The organism is Gluconacetobacter azotocaptans, from assembly GCF_014174355.1.
Lineage (GTDB): Bacteria > Pseudomonadota > Alphaproteobacteria > Acetobacterales > Acetobacteraceae > Gluconacetobacter > Gluconacetobacter azotocaptans.
Window position 1 is genome coordinate 224723 of sequence record NZ_JABEQF010000005.1, and the last position, 19506, is coordinate 244228.

Here is a 19506-nt window from a genome sequence, read left to right on the forward strand (position 1 = left end):
ATCATGGGTGGATAAATGCGCGGGTCGCCCGATCAAGGCAAGGGCGATGCCCCACCGATACCGGTTTTCAAGCGAACTCTCGGGCGGGAAGGTCAGCCGTGATTGTGGCCATGACGGCGGTGAACCGCATGACCCGCGGCCACCATGCGCACATGTGCCGGGACATGGCCATGCCCGCGCCGCGACAGCACATGGTGATGCGGCGACAACGGAAGCTCGGCCACCTGGTCGGGGCCGGCGTTGGCGGACCGCGCCGCCGCGGCCAGCATGATCGCCGCACGGCCATGGCGGCTGCGCCCGCGCGCCAGAACCAGTGTGCGCGGCACGTCGGCGACGCCTTCCTGGCGGAAGCCGTCATCCAGCAGGCCGGCCATCATCGCGCTGCGCTGCGGGTTCGTCCGAGCCCCCAGCACCACGCCGATCAGCCGGACATTCTCGCGAATGGCCGACGTCACCAAATTCCGTCCGGCGTCGGCGGTATAACCGGTCTTCAGCCCGTCCGCCCCCGGATAGAACCGCAGCATCGGGTCGTGATTGGGCACCTGCCGGCCGTGGAAATAGAAGGCCGGCACCGCGAAATAATGATAATATTCAGGGAATTCGGCGATGATCTGCCGGGTCAGGATCGCCAGGTCGCGCGCCGACGTCACCTGTTCGCCGTTCGGCAGGCCGGAGGCGTTGCGGAATGTGGTGCTGGTCATGCCCAGGGCACGCGCCTGACGCGTCATCACGTCGGCAAAGCGGTCCTCGTCCCCGCCCCCCAGCAGCTCACCCAGCGCGCAGGCCGCGTCATTGGCCGACTTCGTGACCAGCCCCAGCACCGCCTGCTCGACGGTCAGGTAGCTACCGGGCACCAGCCCCAGCTTGGACGGCTCCATCGAGGCCGCATGCGCGGAAACCGGTACCGGCTGGTCCAGCGACACCTGGCCGCTCCGCAGGCCCTTGAAAGCCAGATAGAGCGTCATCAGCTTGGTCAGGCTGGCAGGATAACGCTGAAGATCCGGATTGCTCTGCGACAGGACGGCCCCGGTGCGGGCATCCATGACGATCGAGCTGACCTGTCCGACATACTGGGCGCGGGCCTGGTGCACGCCCCCCGCCAGCGCGGCGAACCAGCCCGCCGAAAGGCCGAGCGACAGGCGAATGGCCCGCCCTCGACCGAAGGGCCGGGACGCGACATAGCGCACGCGGGCGAACCAGCCCTGCTTCTCATCACCCCTGGAGCAGTCGGCCACCACCGTTCCCCCGTCACCGGATCCGCATCTTATGTCGACTTTATGGTCAATCTCCGGAACCCGTCCAGAGGAAACAACGATAACAGAAAGAAAATGCAGCCTTTTCCCCCGGGGCCAACGATCCATGCATGCAACGGCGGTCTTCGATGCGAGGACGTCCGCCAATTTGATCGGCTCCCGTCCCCAAAACATGTTTAATTTGATCCGCTGCCCTTTTAACCCGACACGTATTTCCAATATGGTATGAACATGGTTGCTGCATCTTCCCTCGCCGGGTCTTCCGTGACCGACACGCGCATGTCCGGGCACCGTCACCATGCCCATGGCGGCAACAACCCGACGCGGCGTGGCGGCAATGATCAGGACGGGCAGTCCGACAACCCCGATTCGCCGACCATCGGCGTTGTTGTCCGGACCCGCCCGCAGACGCGCAAGCCCGCGATGTACAAAGTCCTGATGCTGAACGACGACTACACGCCGATGGAGTTCGTCGTTCATGTTCTGGAGCGGTTTTTCCAGAAGTCGCGGGAGGAAGCGACCGACATCATGCTGCACGTCCACAAGCGCGGCGTGGGCGTGTGCGGCGTGTTCACCTACGAGGTCGCCGAAACCAAGGTCACGCAGGTGATGGATCTCGCCCGGCAGAACCAGCATCCGCTGCAATGCACGATCGAGAAGGACTGATCCCCGGGGGAATTCTCCCACGGGGCGACGGCGCACGTCCCCACGGCTCGGACGGGCGATTTATTTTTCTTTCCACTGGCTTTCCGACGGAAACACACCAAATATGGTCCTGATTTTCCGGTAGCCTATCCGGGCCTACGGCCCGTTTTTGGAAAAGGAGCGTCCTGGCATGTTGTCACGCAATCTCGAACAGACGCTTCATCGGGCCCTGACCCTGGCCGGGGATCGCAGGCACGAATATGCGACGCTGGAACACCTGCTGCTGGCGCTGGTCGATGACAGCGACGCGGTCACCGTCTTCCGCGCCTGCGGCGTCGATCTGGACAAGTTGCGGTCCGACCTGACCGAATTCCTGGACAAGGACCTCGCGGGGCTGGCGTCCGACCGGACGGTCGATCCCAAGCCCACGGCGGCGTTCCAGCGCGTGATCCAGCGCGCGGCGATCCATGTCCAGTCGACGGGCCGCGACGAGGTCACCGGCTCCAACGTGCTGGTCGCCCTGTTCGCCGAGCGTGAGAGCCACGCCGTCTATTTCCTGCAGCTTCAGGACATGACGCGGCTGGACGCCGTCAATTTCATCTCGCACGGCATTGCGAAGGCACCCGACCGCTCGACGCGGCGCCCGGTGTCCGGCAGCGCGCCGGAAAGCCCGGAAGGCGAGCGCGAGGAGCGCGGCAAGGGCAGCCAGAAGAACCAGGACGCGCTGACGGCCTACTGCACCAACCTGAACCGCAAGGCCGAGGACGGGAAGGTCGATCCGCTGATCGGCCGCGACTCCGAAATCGAACGCACGATCCAGATCCTGTGCCGCCGCACCAAGAACAACCCGCTGTATGTGGGCGACCCCGGCGTGGGCAAGACGGCGATCGCCGAGGGGCTGGCCAAGCGCATCGTCGAAGGCGACGTGCCTGAAGTGCTGCTGAAATCCACGATCTATTCGCTGGACATGGGCGCGCTGCTGGCCGGCACCCGCTATCGCGGCGATTTCGAGGAACGGCTGAAGGCGGTCGTGACCGAACTGGACAACAATCCGGGCAGCATCCTGTTCATCGACGAGATCCATACCGTGATCGGCGCCGGCGCCACCTCGGGCGGGGCGATGGATGCGTCCAACCTGCTGAAGCCCGCGCTGGCGGCGGGCACTCTGCGCTGCATCGGCTCCACCACCTACAAGGAATACCGCCAGCATTTCGAGAAGGACCGCGCGCTGGTCCGGCGGTTCCAGAAGATCGACGTGGCCGAGCCGACGCTGGAGGATGCGGTCAAGATCCTGCGCGGCCTGAAGGGCAATTACGAACGCCACCACAAGGTCCGCTACACCGAGGAGGCCATTCGCGGCGCGGTGGAACTGGCGGCCAGGTACATCCACGACCGCAAGCTGCCGGACAAGGCGATCGACGTGATCGACGAGGTCGGGGCGTCGCGGATGCTGGTGCCCGAGAACCGGCGCCGCAAGACCGTGACCCTGAAGGACGTCGAGGACATCGTCGCCAAGATCGCCCGCATCCCGCCCAAGAGCGTGTCGTCCGACGACAAGGAGACGCTGCGCACCCTGGAGCGCGACCTGAAGGGCATGGTCTACGGCCAGAACCGGGCGATCGAGGCCCTGACGGCGGCCATCAAGCTGTCGCGTGCCGGGCTGCGCGACCCCGAGAAGCCGATCGGCAACTATCTGTTCTCGGGCCCCACCGGCGTCGGCAAGACCGAGGTCGCCAAGCAGTTGGCCAAGACGCTGGGGATCGAACTGATCCGCTTCGACATGTCCGAATATATGGAGCGGCATTCGATTTCCCGCCTGATCGGCGCGCCGCCGGGTTATGTCGGCTTCGATCAGGGTGGCCTGCTGACGGATGCCATCGACCAGCATCCGCATGCCGTCCTGCTGCTGGACGAGATCGAGAAGGCGCATCAGGATCTCTATAACGTCCTGCTGCAGGTCATGGACCATGGCCGCCTGACCGACCACAACGGCAAGACCGTGGATTTCCGCAACGTGGTACTGATCATGACCACCAACGCGGGCGCCGCGGACCTGAGCAAGGAGGCCATCGGTTTCGCCCGTGACACCCGCGAGGGCGAGGACGAGGAGGCGATCAAGCGAATCTTCACGCCGGAATTCCGCAACCGCCTGGATGCGATCATTCCATTCGCCAACCTGACGCCCGAGATCGTGGGCCGCGTGGTCGAGAAATTCGTCTTCCAGCTGGAAGCGCAGCTCGCCGACCGCAACGTCACAATCGAAATCTCGTCGGCCGCGAAGGAATGGCTGGCCGAACGCGGATACGACCGTCTGTATGGCGCGCGCCCGCTGGGCCGCGTGATCCAGGAGCACATCAAGAAGCCGCTGGCCGAGGAATTGCTGTTCGGCCGGCTGGTCAAGGGTGGCGCGGTGAAGATCACGCTGAAGGATGGGGCGCTGGATTTCGAATATATCGAATCAAACCCCGATGCCCCGGCCGAAGGCGACGAGGGCAGCGAGCGGGAATCCGAAGCAGCAGGCTGATCCGTCCCGACGAAAGAAGGGCCGCCCGGTGCCTCACCGGGCGGCCCTTTTTTCATGTGGCACGCCTCAGGGCTCTACCCCGAAACCCGCCAAAGGCCGTCGCCTTTGAAAACCCATCATTATGATCGGGGTCCAGGGCCTCAGGCCCTGGTGGGCTCGGGCAAAGCCCGACCTCTCGCCGGTCGGTACTATTGGTACCTGCTGCCGTTCACGGCCACATAGCCCTCCATGCCCCAGTTGCGGCCGGTGCCGTGATGCGTCCAGTCGATGCCCTGGCTGCGGGGGTTGTCGTAATAGTACCGGCCGACGACATCGGCCGTGTCCCCCTTCGCGACCCACGGCCAGCGCGGCGCCGCCATCCTGTCGAGGTCCGAGACGATGCGAATCGATACCCCTGCCCCGACATCGACGTAGAAATAGCCATGCCAGCCGCTGCGGGTCCGTTTCGGCCGGGAGACCGCCAGCACGCGGCCGCAGACATGCACGGGCCGGTCGCCGCGCAGCGATCCGCTCTCGAACGCCTGCTGCACGGCCAGGAAATGATGATTGTCGCAGGCCGGGCCGATCGCCTCCTGCGCATGGGCCGGGGCCCCGGCCAGAAGTCCGCCGGCCACGGCCAGGGCCCCCATTATCCCAGCTAAATAGCGCATCATCGCGTCCCTTTCCCGGTGTTGCCCGCCAGGTGCCGGGTGGGGCGAGGCCGGTCCTTCGGCCCTTCGGCCTCCAGCTTCGCCCGGATGTCGTCCATCTGCCGGATAATGTCCGGGGCCGGATCGGGAATGGCCATGTTCAGCGATTCCAGCGCCTGGATGATAGTTTCCACCACCAGGATCCGCGCCAGCCATTTCCGGTCGGCGGGGATGACGATCCAGGGCGCACAGGGTTGGGCCGTGTGCCTGATCGCCTCATGATAGGCGTGCTGGTACTCATCCCAATATTCGCGCTCGCGCGCGTCGGCGGCGGAAAATTTCCAGTGCTTGTCGTCCTCGTCGATCCGCTGGAGGAAGCGTTTGCGCTGTTCCTCCTTCGAGATGTTGAGGAAGAATTTCAGCACCACCGTCCCCTGCCCCGACAGGTACTGTTCGAAATGCCGGATGTCGCGGTACCGCTCGTCCCAGATCGCGGACGTGCGCAGCGCCGTCGGGATCTTCTGCCTGACCAGCAGTTCGGGATGCACCCGCGTCACCAGCACTTCCTCGTAATGGCTGCGGTTGAAGATGCCGATCCGTCCGCAGGAGGGTGCGGCAAGATGCACCCGCCACAGATAATCGTGCGCCAGTTCCACCGGCCCCGGCTGCTTGAACGAGGTGACCGTCACGCCCTGGGGGTTCACCCCGGACATGACGTGCTTGATCATCCCGTCCTTGCCGCCGGCGTCCATCGCCTGCAACGCGACCAGCAGCGACCATGTCCCGTTGGCGTACAGCAGGCTCTGCAGTTCGGCCAGACGCTTGACGCCGTGGCGCAGCAGATGCTTGCCGTCCGCCTTGCTCATCCCCGCGACGGCGGTTCGCGCGGGGTGGTCGGCCGGGTGGAAATGGTCGCCGTTCTCAACCCGGCAATGGGCCAGCAGCGCCTTCAGGTCGGCGTGTGCAGCCATGGGGGTCAGTCCCCCAGGCCCTTCACGACCGCAAGGCCGGCCGACGCCTGACAGGTCGGCATCATCTCGATCCGGTTGATATTCACATGGGCCGGCAGACCCAGAACCCACGACACGGTTTCGGCGATGTCCTCGGGCTGGATCGGATGCGTCCCGTCATAGACAGCAGCCGCCTTCGCGTCGTCGCGCAGGCGCACGTTGCTGAATTCGCTGCCGCCGCACAGGCCGGGCTCCAGATTGGTGGCGCGCACATGCGTTCCCAGCAGGTCGCAGCGCAGGTTGCGCATGAACTGCGACACGAACGCCTTGCTGGCGCCATACACGTTCGCCCCCAGATAGGGGTAGGTACCCGCCGTGCTGCCCAGGGAAATGACGTGGCCCCGGTTGCGCTCGACCATGCCCGGCAGCAGCGCGCGCGTGATTTCGACCATGCCGGTCACGTTGGTCGCGATCATCCGTTGCCAGTCCTCGACCGAGGCCTGCTGCGCCTTATCAAGGCCCAGCGCAAGGCCGGCGTTGTTGATCAGGACATCGACCTGCCGCCAGTCCTCGGGCAGGCTGCCGGGCAGCGCCTGCACCGCGGCGGAATCGGTCATGTCCAGCACGAACGGCAGCAGGGCCGGCCCCAGCGCGGCCGCCAGTTCGTCCAGCCGTTCCTTGCGGCGGCCCGTGGCGATCACGCGGTAGCCGTCCCGCACCAGCCGTTCGGCGATCGCCTTGCCGAACCCGGCCGTTGCCCCCGTCACCAGTACCGTTGTCGCCATCACACGCTGCTCCTGCATTCTGGTCCGCCCGCCCGATCGCCCGGCGCACGGAACCCGATTGTCCATGCGCGCATTAAAGCGCCAATCCCGGCGAGGCCGCAAATCGGCCACGCTATGGTTGCCAAACCCGACGGTTCCGTTTCTATCTGAAGGGATGTTCCCCTATCCCCCGACATCGGCCGATACCCTGACCGGATCCCTGCTGGTCGCCACCCCTGCCCTGGCGGACAGCCCCTTCGCGCGCAGCGTCGTCTATCTGTGCGCGCATGTTCCGGGACAAGGCGCCATGGGCCTGGTGGTCAATCGCCGCCTGCCGCAGCCGGGACTGGATGACGTATTCGAACAACTGGGCATCGCCCCGGTGCCGCCGCGCAGCCGGATCGATTTATGTGCGGGCGGCCCGACGGACAGCAGCCGGGGCTTCGTCCTGCATTCGGCGGACTGGAGCAGCGACGGCAGCCTGGCCGTGGATGACACCACCACCCTGACCGCCAGCCTGGACGTGCTGAAGGACATCGCCGAAGGCGCCGGCCCCCGCCGCGCCCTGCTGGCGCTGGGCCACGTCAGTTGGCAGGACGATGAGCTGGAAGATCAGATCATCCACCAGAACGCGTGGCTGCCCGCCCCGGCCAGCGATGCGATCGTCTTCGGGACCGATCACGCCGCCAAATGGCGGCAGGCACTGGCGGCCATCCATCTGGACCCGATGCGCCTGAGCATCGTCGCCGGTCACGCCTGAAGGCAAGGGCGTTGCCCCACGTGCGCCGGGGTGACGTCTCTTCTTTGGTCCAGCCCGACCTCTCCGCTACGACCAGCGGAAACCGGGCACCGTCGCAACCGGCGTCAGGCCGGCACCTTTGGCCTCGGCCCGCGCCAGGTCGGCGTTGTCGCCGATCATTTCCTGATGGATGCCGCCCAGGACCCAGCAGCCATCCACCCCGACCCGCTGCGCGCCGCGCATGTCGGTGGCCAGCGCGTCCCCCACGGCCAGGACCCGGTCGCGCGGCAGGCCAAGCATGTCCAGCACCGGCTGGTAGACCTCGGGGTACGGCTTGCCGATCCAGCGGACCTCGCCCCCCTTCTGTTCATACAGGCTGGCCAGCAGCCCGGCACAGATCAGGCGGCGGCCACCCCGGATGACTTCCATGTCCGGATTGGCGCAGATCATCTTCAACCCATGCGCGGCGCAAGCCGCCAGCACCGGCAGATAGGGCGCCGGATCGTTTTCGCCGCGATCCTGGTCCGGGCCGGTATTGAGGATGAAATCCGCCGACGCCGGGTCGGTGACCTGTTCCAGGTCCAGCCCCTCGAACAGATTGAAATCCTTCGGCGCGCCCATATGAAACATGCGCCGGCCCAACCCGGCGCACCAGGGATCGGTCCGGCCACGCAGCAGGCCGCGCGTATATTCGCCGCTGGTCATGATCCCGTCGTACAGATCGTCCGTCACCCCCATGGCGCGCAGCCCCTCACGCACCACATCGACCCGACGCGGCGCGTTGGACAGCAGCACGACCCGGCGCCCCATCCCGCACAACCGGGCAAGACAGTCCCGCGCACCCGGGTAGGGGGCTACGCCGTCGTGGACCACGCCCCACAGATCGACGATGAATCCGTCATAGCGCGCCGCCAGAGGGGCGAAATCGTCCAGCGCCTGCATCACCGTGCGGTTCCCTTCGCGTCGGCCAGCGTTTCGAACCCTTCGGCGTTCAGAGCCCGCACGGTCTCGCGCTTCAGGCGGCGCAGGATGGACGGCCCTTCATAAGCGAAGGCGCTGTAGAGCTGGATCAGGTCGGCCCCCGCGCGGACGCGATCCACGATGTCGGCCCCGGTCTCGACCCCACCGCAGGCCACCAGCGTCAGTCGACCGGAGGCAGCCCGCGCGACCTCGCGGAACACTTCCATCGCGCGGGCGCGCAGCGGGCGTCCGGACAGCCCGCCGGCTTCACCGGCGTGAACGCTGCGCAGACCGGCGGGGCGCGAGATGGTGGTATTGGTCACCGTCAGCCCCTGCGCGCCGCCGGCGATCGCGGCCTCGACGATTGGACCGATCTCGTCGAACGCAAGGTCCGGCGACAGCTTGACCAGCAGCGGCGGCCGATCGGGATGCGCCTCGGCGATCGCCTGCAGCAGGGTCTGCAGACGCGCGGCGTTCTGCAGGTCGCGCAGGCCCGGCGTGTTGGGCGAAGACAGGTTGATGACGATATAATCGGCATAGTGCTTCACCCGGCCGACCAGCAGCGGATAATCGCGATCGGGGTCGGCGCCGGTCTTGTTGATGCCCAGATTGGCCCCGACCGGCACGCGCGCACCGGCATGCCGGCCGGACGGCGCCACACGATGCAGGCGCGCCATCCGCACCGCGAACCGGTCGATGCCCTGGTTGTTGAAGCCCATGCGGTTGATGATCGCCCGGTCTTCCTCCAGCCGGAACAGGCGGGGGCGCGGATTTCCCGCCTGCGGGCGCGGGGTGACGGTCCCGGCTTCGACGAAGCCGAAGCCCGCACGGGCCAGCGGCCGCACCACCTGGGCGTCCTTGTCGAATCCCGCGGCGATCCCGATCGGGTTGGCGAAGCGCAGGCCCATGGTCCGCACCGCCAATGCGGGGTCATCCCCCCCGGACCCATCCCCGCCGCCCAGGCCCAGCAGAAGTGCGTTCAGGGCGAGGCGATGCGCGTCCTCGGGATCCATCCGCCGCACCAGCGGCATCATCATGCGCGACACAATATCCATCATGACGGGATTTTTGCCGTATATCCCCCGCCAAGGAAAGAGCCTCGCCCGGAAACCCCCGGGGCGGCCCCCTGTCAGGCCGGCTGGCTGCTGACAGGTGCCATGTCGTCGATCGGGCAGCGGATCAGGTAATAAGGCGGCGCCCGCAGGTCATGGCCGCCATTGAAGCTGGCCAGGCGGTTCCACTGCCCCAGGGTGCAATAGACATGCGGGCCGAAGACGAAGATGCCGTCGGGCGACAGCACCCGCGGGTCGCGGACGATGGTGTCGAACGTGCCGTCGGTATTGCGCCGGAAGATCGCGTCATGTTCGAAATTGGTAGTGTAGATCCGGCCTTGCGGGTCGGTGGCCAAGCCGTCCGCCACCCCCTTTTCGCCCAGGTCGCGGATCGCCTGCGCCAGATCGTCATCGGTCTTGGTGAAATCGGCCAGGATTGCGGTCGGGATGCTGTACAGCCGCCGGCTGGTCAGGGGGCAGAAATAGAGCAGCGCGCTGTCGGGGCTGAGGGTGATGCCGTCTGCCCCCCCGGACACGAAGGCGGGATGTTTCGGATCGAAGGCCAGGGGCCTTCCTTCGACTACCGCCATGAACCCGGCCTCGACCTGCGTCGAGGGATGGTGGGCCAGCACCCGGCGCTGCCGCCCGGTGGCGATGTCGACGACGACCATCGCGGGCGTGGATCCGAACGAGGAATCGGTCACGAACACCGTTCCCTGCGCCCCATGCGTCAGATCCACCCGCAGGTCGTTCATATGGCTTTCGGGCCGCAGGGCCGGCGCGGTCAGGACGATGCTGGCGAAGATCCGGTCGGTGGCGGGGTCGATCCCCACGATCTTCGCCGCCCCCGGTTGCAGCGGCAGTCCGGCCAGCTTGCCGTCGTCGATCATCCACAGCCGGCCCCGGCTGTCGGTCGTCATGCCGTGGACCGACATCAGCCGGTCGGCCGGCCGGCGGCCCGAGGGCAGGCTGGTGGCCGCGTCGGGATAGGGATGCAGCTTCCCGTCCTTCAACTCGGCCAGGGTCGCCCCCTTGTGATTGACCGCGTGGCGGGGGAACCCGACGAACAGCCGGCCGCCCGGCGTCAGCGCCACGCCCGACGGACCGGGATCGTCGAATTCGGCCACGATCTCGAAGGCGCCCGCGGAATTGAAGCCGTGATCGGTATTGGTGGCCACCGTGGCGGGAGAGGCCGCCCAGGCGGCCCGTGTGGCGGCGGCCAGGGCCAGCGGCACCGCGGTGCCCAGAACCGATCGACGTTTCATTCCGCTTCCATCCTCCGTTCATGGGCCCGCCCGTCCGCCATCCGGATGCAGCACCCGGCTGGCGGACGGGAACGAGCCGTTCCCTGCCCCGCGATCAGGCCTTGCGGCGCCGGGCCACCACCAGCCCGATCAGCGCCAGCAGCACGATCGCCGCCCCCACCATCGCCGGCACGATGTAGCCACCCACCCGCGCCAGCAAGGGCTTCGGCCCGCCGTGGCGGATCGACGCCACATCGGCCGCCGAGATCTTCACCGCCGGGTTGCCGAACTGCGTCAGGACATAATTGCCGACGTCGGCGACATCCTGGTCGGACAGTTCGTCGACATAGGACCCGCGCGAGAAGCCGGGCATGAAGACATGCTGCCCCCCTACCGTCCGGTCAACGCCCTCCAGGATGGTGGCGATCAGGTTGTCGGGGGTCGAGGCACCGACCGCCGCATTGTGGAACAGTTGCGGATAATAGGCATCCTTGCTGCCCTGGCCGCCAGGCTGATGGCAGGCCGCGCAATCGCCGCTGAAGAGCTTCTCGCCATTGTCCAGCGTGCCGGGCGCGCCGCGAATGACGGCTTCACGGCCCGACGCCACGCCGAAGGAATCGCGCGGCCGGCTGTCGGCCCCGTCGCGGATGGCGGGCACCTGCCGGACATAGGCCACGATCGCTTTCAGATCGTCATCGGTCAGATGCTGGAAGCTGTGTTCGATCGCCTCGGCCATCGGGCCGGCGGCCTGGGCCTTGCCGGGAACGTCGCCGGTCTTCAGGTAGCGGAACAGATCGTCGCTGCTCCAGTTGCCGATGCCGCTGACCGGGTCAGGCGTGACGTTCGGCGCGATCCAGGACCCCAGCGACGCACCGCCCAGTTCCTTGCCGCCGATTTCGGCCATCATCACGTTGCGCGGCGTATGGCAGGTGTCGCAATGCCCCAGCGCGATGGCCAGGTACGCCCCGCGATTGACTTCGGCCGATTTGGACGGATCGGGGGCGAAGCGCGAATTGTCCAGATACAGCGCGTTCCAGAACATCATCGAGAAACGCAGGTTGAACGGGAACGGCAACTGCGTCACCGGCGCACGTTCGTCGACCGGACGGACCTCATGCGTGAAGTACGCATAAAGGGCATGGATGTCCTGGTCCGTCAGCTTGGCATAAGACGTATAGGGCATCGCCGGATAGAGATGCGCGCCATCCCCGCGAATACCCTCGCGCACTGCACGGCTGAACTGGGCCTCGGTATAATTGCCGATGCCCGCGACCTTGGACGGCGTGATGTTCGACGCATAGATCGAACCGAGCGGCGAGGCGATGCCGTAGCCGCCGGCGAACGGCTTGCCGCCATGCGGCGCCGTGTGACAGGCGGCGCAATCGGCCGCGGTGGCCAGATAGCTTCCGCGCGCGACCAGCGCCGCGTCGCCGCCCGCATCCTGCGCCAGGGCGATGCCGGTCATCGACATCACGCCCAGCGCGGCGCCCAGCCCATATCGGACCCGGGCGGCCCGGCCCCTCTTGCCGATCATGCCCGGCCTCCCTGGAAGTCTGCCTGGATCGAATCGGCGGCCTTGATCCCGAGCGCCACCATGCTCAGCGTCGTGTTCACGACGCTGGCCGACGGCATGGCCCCGCCGCCGGGCAGCCACAGGTTCGCATGGTCATGCGCGCGGCAATCGCCGTCGACGACCGAATCCTTCGGGTCGGTGCCCATGATCGCGCCGCCCATGATATGGTTGTTGGCGTTGAACGACGTGGTGATGCGCAGTTCCGTCCCGCCCAGAAGGCCCGCGACCTGCCGGATCTGATCGGCGGCGGCGGTGGCGCCTTTGCGCACATACTCGCCGACATCGTAATGGATGTCGGGGCAGGCCAGACCCAGCGGATCGCGCCGCGTCTTGCTCAACGTCAGGCGGTTGTCCGGATCGGGCAGCGGTTCCAGGCTGACCGACAAATCGACGCCGCAGGCCGCGCGCCGGCGAATCTCGTTTTCCAGCGCCTGTCCGACCAGACCCAGTTCCAGCGCCTGCTGCGTCGCGGGGCCGACGCGGCTGATATTGTTCAGGATCATCTTGTTGGCGGAATAGCTGCTGCGGAACCCGCCGTCGCGGGGACCGACGATGCAGCTGCTCTGCGCCGGGCCGCGACCGAACCACAGCGGCTCGTTGGCCAGGAAGGTGGCGTGGACGCCTGAATGGTCCATCATGTTGCGCCCGACCTGATCGGACGAATTGGCGATGCCTGTGGGGTTGTGTTCGTTCGCCGCCAGCAGCAGCAGGCGCGGCGTCTCGATCCCGTTGCAGGCCAGGACGAAGGTGCGGCCCGTCGCCTTGTGCGATTTCTTATCCGCGTCGTACCAGTGGATGGCGGTCACGCGATTCTTGTCATCGGTGTCGATGCGGTACGCGACAGCCTGGTCCAGCACGACCGCGCCGGCGTCCTCGGCCTTCACGACATGCTGGATGCCGTTATACATCGCCCCGATCGGGCAGATCGGCTGGCAGTTGTTGTTGCCGCAGCAGGACGGACGGTCCTCGAAAGGCTGGATGCTGCGCCCCTGGGGAATGGGAACCAGGTGGAAGCCATGCGGGTTGACCAGTTCGGCCACCCGGCGATCGCCGTAGCCGAAGGGGATCATGTCGCGCGGGTAGGGGCGGCTGCGCTCGCGCGGGGACTGCAGTTCCGGATCATGCGGGCCGGAAACGCCCATCGCCTCTTCGGCGCGGCAGTAATAGGGTTCCAGGTCGTCGTAGGAAATCGCCCAGTCGCGGCCGACGCCATAATTGGTCTTCATCCGGAAATCGGCCGGCAGATGCCGCCAGCAGGACGCGGCCCAGTGCCAGGTCGTGCCGCCGACGGTCCGCAGATAGCCCTGCTGGAACGCCGAACCGTCGGGCCCGCTGAGGCCGACATAATCGTTCGCCGGGAAATAGAGCGGCGCCGGGGCCAGCGGCGCCTGCGGATACAGGCCCTGGAAATCCGAATGGACCCGGTTGTGGAACGACATGTTCCGCCAGTTCTCGACAATGTCGGACCGCTTCAGCCGCAAACCGGCCTCGAGCATCACGACGGAATGTCCGGCGGCAGCCATCTGGTGGGCAATGACCGCCCCGACAACGCCGGAGCCAACGATGACGACATCGGCCGTGACATCGCCGGTACTGGAAAAAGTGGGATGCGCCACGGATCAGTGTTCCTTTGCAGGGGGCTTGGTGGGCAGGATTTTCGACTGCGGCGGCGGCGGGGACTGGATACCCACCGGCGGGGGCGCCGGGGCTGGAACCGGGACGGGCGACGTGACCGGCACGCCCAGCGGCGGCGGCGCCTCGGTCCACCAAGCAGGGGCCGCGAAGCAGTAGGTCGGCACCGGCAGGGCGTCGTGGGTGGGCCGGTACATCAGCGCATCGTAATAGGCGACCATCGGCGCATTGGTCTTGTCCTGCACCGACCCGGTGAACCAGGCCGCGACCAGGCCCAGCATCGTCTGCCGCTGGTTGGCTTCCTCGGCACGGGCCAGGATTTCCTCGGGTGCGCCGCCGCCCCCGGTCAGGTGCGACAGGGCCTCGATCCGGGCGCCATAACCAGGGAAAGTCCGAACCATCGCCGCGAACAGGCGCGTCGCAATGTCGGGATTCAGGTCCTGATGGCCGGTCACTGCCTTGGACACTGCAAGGAAACGTGCCTCGTCCGCGCTCAGCGCACGCGCCGCCGCCCGACCGGGGGCCAGCATTTCCGGCGCCAGGGTCGATACGCCGGCCACCGCCGTCGCCATCATCAGGGTTCGGCGACTGACGCCGGGTCCGGATTCGACCGCGTCGGGTCCTATCCGTAAAGGATCGCTCATTGTCTTGTCACTCCAGCGGAGGCGATGTGTCGTCCGCCACCCGACAGGCATGAATGGCATTCATGCGCCGTGTGGCAGGGCATTTCGGAATGGTGCCTAGTTCGGGCCGTGGGCGGGAAGCGTCGTCATGCCGGCCTCGGCGGCCAGCTGATCCTGGGCGTTGGATCCGCCGCTGACCCCGATGGCGCCGACGACCTGGCCGTCCTGCAGGACGGGAATGCCGCCTGCCGCCGGCATGGCGTCGGGCAGGGCCAGGACGGCCATCTTTCCGCCCGTCAAGGCCTGCTCGAAGGCGCTGGACGGCCTTTTGTAGAAGACGGCGCTGCGGGCCTTGCGGTCGGCCAGCGTCAGGCTGGCCAATTGCGTGCCTTCCATCCGCTCCACCAGGATCGGATGCCCACCGCCATCGACCACCGTCACCGCGACGGCGGTGTGGTTGTCAGCGGCCTTCCGCTCGGCGGCGCGGGCCATGGCGCGGGCCTGCTCCAATGTCAGGATTGTGCCGGGCTCACGGGCCTGGGCAGCAGTCTGGCGAATCATGGGCAGTACCGTAGCGGTCCCTGCCAGAAACGATATTAAAAAAAGCTTTCTATTCATCATGACTTCCGAATGGCTTTACGCCGGGGTGGCTACCGGCCGGGCCGCCCTGAAAAGCAGACAGCCCACCCTGGAGGGGGTGGGCTGTCCTTACTTTCCGCTCAGTTCAACGGCAATGGCGCTTCGCCTTCCTCCTTAGGAAGGGATTTACGCACCCGGGCCACGTCCTGCGCCGTCACCGGCGCCGCGTTGTTGCCCCATGCCTTGCGAATGAAGCTGACGACATCAGCCACTTTCTCGTCGGACAGACGACCGGCGAAGCCCGGCATGACGAATGCGGACGGCGCATCGTGGGTGGCGCGCAGGATGTCACCCGTCAGAACGATGTGGATCAGCGAATCCGGGGTCTTGTCCATCACCACCGGGTTGCCGCCCAGCGGCGGGAAGACCGTCGGGTAACCTTGTCCATCGGTGCGGTGACAGGCGGCGCAACTGTCGACATAGGTGCGCGCGCCGCGCGCCGACACATCGCCCGCATGCAGCGCCGTCGCCAGCGTCGCATCATAGGTCCACGGCGTCTGCGTCGTATCGTCGGGCGGCAACGCCTTAAGATAGCGGGCGATCGCGTGCAGATCCTCGTCCGTCAGGTGCTGGGTTCCATGGCCCACCGCGTCCGACATGCCGCCGAACGCCGAACCGCGCCGGATGCGGCCCGCCTTGAGGAATTCGACGATATCGTCCTCGCTCCAGCGTCCCAGGCCCGTCCGGTTCTCGCCGCGCAGGCTGGTCGGGATCCACCCGTCGACGGACCCGCCGCCGGCCAGAAAACGGGTTCCATCCGCGCTGGTCAGGGCGACTTCCTGCATCGTGATCGCGCGCGGGGAATGACACGCGCCGCAGTGGCCCGGACCTTCGACCAGATAGGCGCCGCGGGCCAGGACCGGGTCGGCGAACGACCGTGCGCTCTTGGCCTGCGCATCCTTGACCGACGGCGCGAACATCATGCGCCAGCCGATCAGCGGCCAACGCATCGACAGCGGCCAAGGGATGGTGCTGGCCTTCACGGTGTTGGCGACCGGCTTCACCCCCTGCATGAAATAGACATACAGCGCATGGATGTCGGCGTCCGTCATCCGGGCATAGGACGGAAACGGCATTGCCGGATACAGCGACGCCCCGTCGCGCCGCACGCCCTCGCGCACCGCACGGGCGAATTCGGCCTCGGTATATTTGCCGATGCCGGTCTGGGCGTCGGGCGTGATGTTCGGCGCGTAGATGGTGCCCATCGGCAGCGCGAAGGGCAGGCCACCGGCGAAGGGCGTGCCGCCCGGCGCCGTGTGGCAGGCCACGCAATCCGACGCGCGCGCGACATATTCGCCCTGCGCGAGCAGGCCGGACGCGGCAGGTGCCGGGGCCTGCGCACGGGCCGCCGGGACAATTGCCGGCAGGCCGGCCATCGCAACGCCCAGGCTGCCGAACAGGGCCGCGGCAGCGACCCGCTTGAATTGTCTCATCACAGCTGCACCAGGGGGCCGGGGTTCTTGAGGTAGGTCGTGCGAATATGATGCGCCGACCAGTAGGCAAGCGCCGCGACCATGCCGGTCGGGTTGTAGCCGGTTCCCTGCGGAAAGGCGTTGGCGCCGATGACGAACACGTTCGACACGTCCCAGCTCTGCAGATACCGGTTCAGGGCGCTGGTCTTCGGGTCGTCGCCCATCACCGCCCCGCCCGCCAGATGCGTGGTCTGGTAGAAGCGCGTGTCGAAATGCTCGCCCGGCTGGCGCTGGCCCAGATGCACGTCCCTGGCCCCCATGGCCTTCGTCACCTTGGCGATCTGGCTGACGACATACCGGTTCATGCGGATGTCGTTGTCCTTCCAGTCGAAGGTCATGCGCAGCATCGGCATGCCGTACGCGTCCTTCCAGGTCGGGTCCAGGTCCAGGTACACGTCGCGATAGGCCATGTTGGTGCCGTGCGCGTCCATGCGAACCGAATGCTGGTAGGTGTCCACCATGGCCTTCTTCCAGGCCGATCCCCAGTGCGGCGTGCCCGGCGGCCCGCCGATCTTGGCGGCGGCGATGCCCTTGATGCCCGCCTGGTTCACCCAGACCGGCGACCCGCCGATAAAGCCCAGCGGTCCGTGGTCGAAATTCTCGCTGTTGAAATCGTCGAAAGCGACCCCGCCGCCACCCGTCCCGATAAACTGGTTCGTGTAAACGGATTTATCGAACCATGCCGTGGTGGTGGTCACGTTCTGGTAGACAAAATTGCGCCCGACGACGCCTTCGTTGGCAACCGGGTCATACGGCTTGCCAATGCCCGACAGCAGCATCAGGTGAACGTTGTGGAACTGGAACGCGCTGACGATCACCAGATCGGCCGGCTGGAACACTTCGTTCCCCTTCCGGTCCAGATAGGTCACGCCCGTCGCCTTGGTCTTCGTGCTGTCAAGCTCGACACGCAGCACATGCGCTTCGGCACGCAGTTCGAATTTCGGGTCGTTGCGCAGCGCCGGCAGGATGTTCACGTTCGGCGACGCCTTGGAATACATGTAGCAGGCATACCCGCTGCAATATCCGCAGAAATTGCACGGCCCCATCTGAACGCCATAGGGGTTGGTGTACTGCGCCGAGGCATTCGCGGCCGGCATGGCGTAGGGATGGAACCCAACCTCCTCGGCGGCCTTGCGGAACATGTTGGCGCCGTAGACATCCTTCAGCGCCGGCAGCGGGAAATTGTCGGACCGCGACGGGGCGAAGAAATTCCCCTTGCCGACAACCTGCCCGTTGACCGTATAGGCCTCGCCCGACGTGCCGAAGACTTTCTCCGCCTTGTCGAAGAATGGTTCCAGATCATCATAGGTGACGCCGTAATCCTGGAGGTTCATACCCTCGGGGATGAATTTCTCGCCGTACTTTTCCTTCACCTTGGTGCGCATGATCAGGTCGTCGGGCGGCATGCGGAAATGCACACCCGACCAGTGCAGACCGGCACCGCCGACGCCCTCGCCCGGCAGGAACGCCGCCATCTGGCGATAGGGAAGCGCCGTCTGATCGGGCGTGTTACGGATTGTAACCGACGTTTTCGACAGATTCTGGAAAATCTTGTGCCGGAAGTTGCCCTCCAGCTCGTCGATCGAACCGGGATAGGCGCCTTCGCTGGCCGTGCTGCGGTCGGGGCCGCGTTCCAGCATGACGACGCTCTGCCCCGCCTCGGTCAATTCCTTGGCGAGGATCGAGCCCGCCCATCCGCCACCGATCACCACGGCGTCGACGGATTTCATCTTGATGCTTGCCATATCAGGCTGTTTCTCCGGAGATCGCAACAGTGCCGAGAGGATACTGCTTCCCGTACTGATCGACCCAATCCATGAAGTCGGCCCGCGCCCCCGGGAAGCCGATCGTCGTCCACCCCCCCAGCCCCTTGTTTCCCCCATGGCTGGGGTCGGAGAACGCGCCTTCCATTGTGTTGCCCAGCAACTGCGCGAAGAAAATCTTGGCAGGCAGGTCGCCGAACAGCGTGTCGCCTTTTTCGAACCCGCTCAGGATTTCATCCCGGGTAGCGGCATCCAGGTCCCCGAATGCCTTGCCGTATTTCGCCTGGACGAATGTCGCGGCCCCGGCAATTCCCTTGCGATAGATATCACGCGGCGCATAGGGAAGCTGGTAGCCGAGGTTGGCAGGCCCCTGAACGAAAGGTGCCTGCATGTACCACAGCTTTCCAAAAGCGTAGGGCGTGGCCATCTGCCGGTCGATGAATTCCGGCACCCCCAGGGCGATCGCGCCCGGCCCGACGGCGTCCTGGGGAATCAGGCGGTCGCATGCGGCATGCAGGAACGCCCATTCCGCAGGCGTGAAAAAGGTCGGGGAATAAGCCGATTCACCGGCTGAACGGGCGGCATGGACCGGCAGCGTGGTCGAGGTCAGCGCGGCGGCACCGGCCAGGCCCTGCATAAAGGTCCTGCGAGATGGATCGGGGGGGGGCATCGTCATAACATCTATGGCTCCGGAACATCTGTCAGGCAGCGGCCCTTTATCAAAAAGCCGTCACCTCGCAGGCAGAGAAACTCTACAGGATTTTCATCTGTTACTGGATGATCGCGCGGTTGTGTCCGCTTCACCGATTGCCTAGAGCAGAAATCCCGTTCGTGGCAACCCTGCCAAACGCCGGTCTACTGCGCCCAAAACGCGATTCAACGGGAAGGCCCGTGGCAGCCGAAGGTCGGATTCACATGTCCGCGATTGTCAGAAGGGACACCCGCCTTATTACAAGAAATCCATATCCTGTCGCCAATGTCCCGTAAGCGGATGCCCTTGGGCGGGCACGCGGCGGGACGATGAAAGGGCCGGCATACACCCGG

17 protein-coding genes are annotated in these 19506 nt (G+C 66.2%); 3 read left to right on the forward strand and 14 right to left on the reverse strand.

What is annotated here, in order from left to right; all coding sequences use genetic code 11:
* Nucleotides 1-92 precede the first annotated feature (92 nt).
* On the reverse strand, nt 93-1187 hold the full coding sequence (locus HLH34_RS08685) for a D-alanyl-D-alanine carboxypeptidase family protein (protein ID WP_373318680.1): 1095 nt from the start codon (nt 1185-1187) through the stop codon (nt 93-95).
* A 345-nt stretch (nt 1188-1532) separates the two neighbouring features.
* Here HLH34_RS08685 and clpS point away from each other — a divergent pair, with 345 nt between their 5' ends.
* Both clpS and clpA read left to right on the forward strand, forming a co-directional pair.
* Nucleotides 1533-1919 carry an ATP-dependent Clp protease adapter ClpS gene (gene clpS, locus HLH34_RS08690; RefSeq protein WP_183119326.1) on the forward strand — a complete coding sequence of 129 codons (387 nt, stop codon included), beginning with the start codon at nt 1533-1535 and terminating at the stop codon, nt 1917-1919.
* 169 nt (nt 1920-2088) lie between these two features.
* The gene (clpA, locus tag HLH34_RS08695) at nt 2089-4422 is read left to right on the forward strand and encodes an ATP-dependent Clp protease ATP-binding subunit ClpA (RefSeq protein WP_183119179.1); all 2334 of its coding nucleotides are present in this window, start codon (nt 2089-2091) and stop codon (nt 4420-4422) included.
* Nucleotides 4423-4610: 188 nt separating this feature from the next.
* On the opposite strand, the gene HLH34_RS08700 is transcribed toward clpA, so the two are convergent.
* From HLH34_RS08700 to HLH34_RS08710, 3 genes are read right to left on the reverse strand one after another with little or no spacing between them, the layout of a single operon-like run.
* Nucleotides 4611-5072, reverse strand: a complete 462-nt coding sequence (locus HLH34_RS08700) for a hypothetical protein (protein ID WP_373318681.1) — start codon at nt 5070-5072, stop codon at nt 4611-4613.
* Nucleotides 5072-6022, reverse strand: a complete 951-nt coding sequence (locus tag HLH34_RS08705) for a polyphosphate kinase 2 family protein (protein WP_183119181.1) — start codon at nt 6020-6022, stop codon at nt 5072-5074. Before HLH34_RS08705 ends, HLH34_RS08700 begins: the two co-directional genes overlap by 1 nt.
* A 5-nt stretch (nt 6023-6027) precedes the next feature.
* On the reverse strand, nt 6028-6786 hold the full coding sequence (locus tag HLH34_RS08710) for an SDR family NAD(P)-dependent oxidoreductase (protein ID WP_183119182.1): 759 nt from the start codon (nt 6784-6786) through the stop codon (nt 6028-6030).
* Between the two features lie 154 nt (nt 6787-6940).
* On the opposite strand from HLH34_RS08710, the gene HLH34_RS08715 reads away from it, so the two are divergent.
* Complete coding sequence (locus HLH34_RS08715) at nt 6941-7525, forward strand: YqgE/AlgH family protein (RefSeq protein WP_183119183.1); 585 nt, start codon at nt 6941-6943, stop codon at nt 7523-7525.
* Between the two features lie 66 nt (nt 7526-7591).
* Here HLH34_RS08715 and HLH34_RS08720 read toward each other — a convergent pair whose 3' ends face one another.
* The 10 genes from HLH34_RS08720 to HLH34_RS08765 form a co-directional block, all read right to left on the reverse strand.
* The gene (locus tag HLH34_RS08720) at nt 7592-8446 is read right to left on the reverse strand and encodes a TIGR01459 family HAD-type hydrolase (protein ID WP_183119327.1); all 855 of its coding nucleotides are present in this window, start codon (nt 8444-8446) and stop codon (nt 7592-7594) included.
* Nucleotides 8446-9522 carry a quinone-dependent dihydroorotate dehydrogenase gene (locus HLH34_RS08725; protein WP_373318678.1) on the reverse strand — a complete coding sequence of 359 codons (1077 nt, stop codon included), beginning with the start codon at nt 9520-9522 and terminating at the stop codon, nt 8446-8448. The genes HLH34_RS08720 and HLH34_RS08725 overlap by 1 nt, the downstream gene beginning before the upstream one ends.
* Before the next feature lie 71 nt (nt 9523-9593).
* The gene (locus tag HLH34_RS08730) at nt 9594-10781 is read right to left on the reverse strand and encodes an L-dopachrome tautomerase-related protein (RefSeq protein WP_183119184.1); all 1188 of its coding nucleotides are present in this window, start codon (nt 10779-10781) and stop codon (nt 9594-9596) included.
* Between the two features lie 94 nt (nt 10782-10875).
* Nucleotides 10876-12294 (reverse strand): cytochrome c, encoded by a 1419-nt coding sequence (locus tag HLH34_RS08735; protein WP_183119185.1) that lies wholly within the window; start codon nt 12292-12294, stop codon nt 10876-10878.
* Nucleotides 12291-13949, reverse strand: a complete 1659-nt coding sequence (locus HLH34_RS19765; RefSeq protein WP_183119186.1) for a GMC family oxidoreductase — start codon at nt 13947-13949, stop codon at nt 12291-12293. Before HLH34_RS19765 ends, HLH34_RS08735 begins: the two co-directional genes overlap by 4 nt.
* Before the next feature lie 3 nt (nt 13950-13952).
* On the reverse strand, nt 13953-14609 hold the full coding sequence (locus HLH34_RS08745) for a sorbitol dehydrogenase family protein (RefSeq protein WP_183119187.1): 657 nt from the start codon (nt 14607-14609) through the stop codon (nt 13953-13955).
* 96 nt (nt 14610-14705) lie between these two features.
* Entirely contained in the window at nt 14706-15149 is a 444-nt protein-coding gene (locus tag HLH34_RS08750; protein WP_240162066.1) for a GlcG/HbpS family heme-binding protein, read from the reverse strand.
* A gap of 158 nt (nt 15150-15307) precedes the next feature.
* Nucleotides 15308-16660, reverse strand: a complete 1353-nt coding sequence (locus HLH34_RS08755; protein WP_373318679.1) for a c-type cytochrome — start codon at nt 16658-16660, stop codon at nt 15308-15310.
* Nucleotides 16660-18444: a GMC family oxidoreductase gene (locus HLH34_RS08760; protein WP_183119188.1), complete on the reverse strand. Its 1785-nt coding sequence runs from the start codon at nt 18442-18444 to the stop codon at nt 16660-16662. Before HLH34_RS08760 ends, HLH34_RS08755 begins: the two co-directional genes overlap by 1 nt.
* 1 nt (nt 18445) lies before the next feature.
* Complete coding sequence (locus HLH34_RS08765; RefSeq protein WP_183119189.1) at nt 18446-19099, reverse strand: gluconate 2-dehydrogenase subunit 3 family protein; 654 nt, start codon at nt 19097-19099, stop codon at nt 18446-18448.
* Nucleotides 19100-19506: the final 407 nt, after the last annotated feature.

Excerpts from the sequence above, each read along its gene's own strand:
- clpS (WP_183119326.1), top strand. The coding sequence starts at position 1,533 with ATGTCCGGGCACCGTCACCATGCCCATGGCGGCAACAACCCGACGCGG.
- clpA (WP_183119179.1), top strand. The coding sequence starts at position 2,089 with ATGTTGTCACGCAATCTCGAACAGACGCTTCATCGGGCCCTGACCCTG.
- HLH34_RS08700 (WP_373318681.1), bottom strand. The coding sequence starts at position 5,072 with ATGCGCTATTTAGCTGGGATAATGGGGGCCCTGGCCGTGGCCGGCGGA.
- HLH34_RS08705 (WP_183119181.1), bottom strand. The coding sequence starts at position 6,022 with ATGGCTGCACACGCCGACCTGAAGGCGCTGCTGGCCCATTGCCGGGTT.
- HLH34_RS08710 (WP_183119182.1), bottom strand. The coding sequence starts at position 6,786 with ATGGCGACAACGGTACTGGTGACGGGGGCAACGGCCGGGTTCGGCAAG.
- HLH34_RS08715 (WP_183119183.1), top strand. The coding sequence starts at position 6,941 with ATGTTCCCCTATCCCCCGACATCGGCCGATACCCTGACCGGATCCCTG.
- HLH34_RS08720 (WP_183119327.1), bottom strand. The coding sequence starts at position 8,446 with ATGCAGGCGCTGGACGATTTCGCCCCTCTGGCGGCGCGCTATGACGGA.
- HLH34_RS08725 (WP_373318678.1), bottom strand. The coding sequence starts at position 9,522 with ATGATGGATATTGTGTCGCGCATGATGATGCCGCTGGTGCGGCGGATG.
- HLH34_RS08730 (WP_183119184.1), bottom strand. The coding sequence starts at position 10,781 with ATGAAACGTCGATCGGTTCTGGGCACCGCGGTGCCGCTGGCCCTGGCC.
- HLH34_RS08735 (WP_183119185.1), bottom strand. The coding sequence starts at position 12,294 with ATGATCGGCAAGAGGGGCCGGGCCGCCCGGGTCCGATATGGGCTGGGC.
- HLH34_RS08745 (WP_183119187.1), bottom strand. The coding sequence starts at position 14,609 with ATGAGCGATCCTTTACGGATAGGACCCGACGCGGTCGAATCCGGACCC.
- HLH34_RS08750 (WP_240162066.1), bottom strand. The coding sequence starts at position 15,149 with ATGATTCGCCAGACTGCTGCCCAGGCCCGTGAGCCCGGCACAATCCTG.
- HLH34_RS08755 (WP_373318679.1), bottom strand. The coding sequence starts at position 16,660 with ATGAGACAATTCAAGCGGGTCGCTGCCGCGGCCCTGTTCGGCAGCCTG.
- HLH34_RS08760 (WP_183119188.1), bottom strand. The coding sequence starts at position 18,444 with ATGGCAAGCATCAAGATGAAATCCGTCGACGCCGTGGTGATCGGTGGC.
- HLH34_RS08765 (WP_183119189.1), bottom strand. The coding sequence starts at position 19,099 with ATGCAGGGCCTGGCCGGTGCCGCCGCGCTGACCTCGACCACGCTGCCG.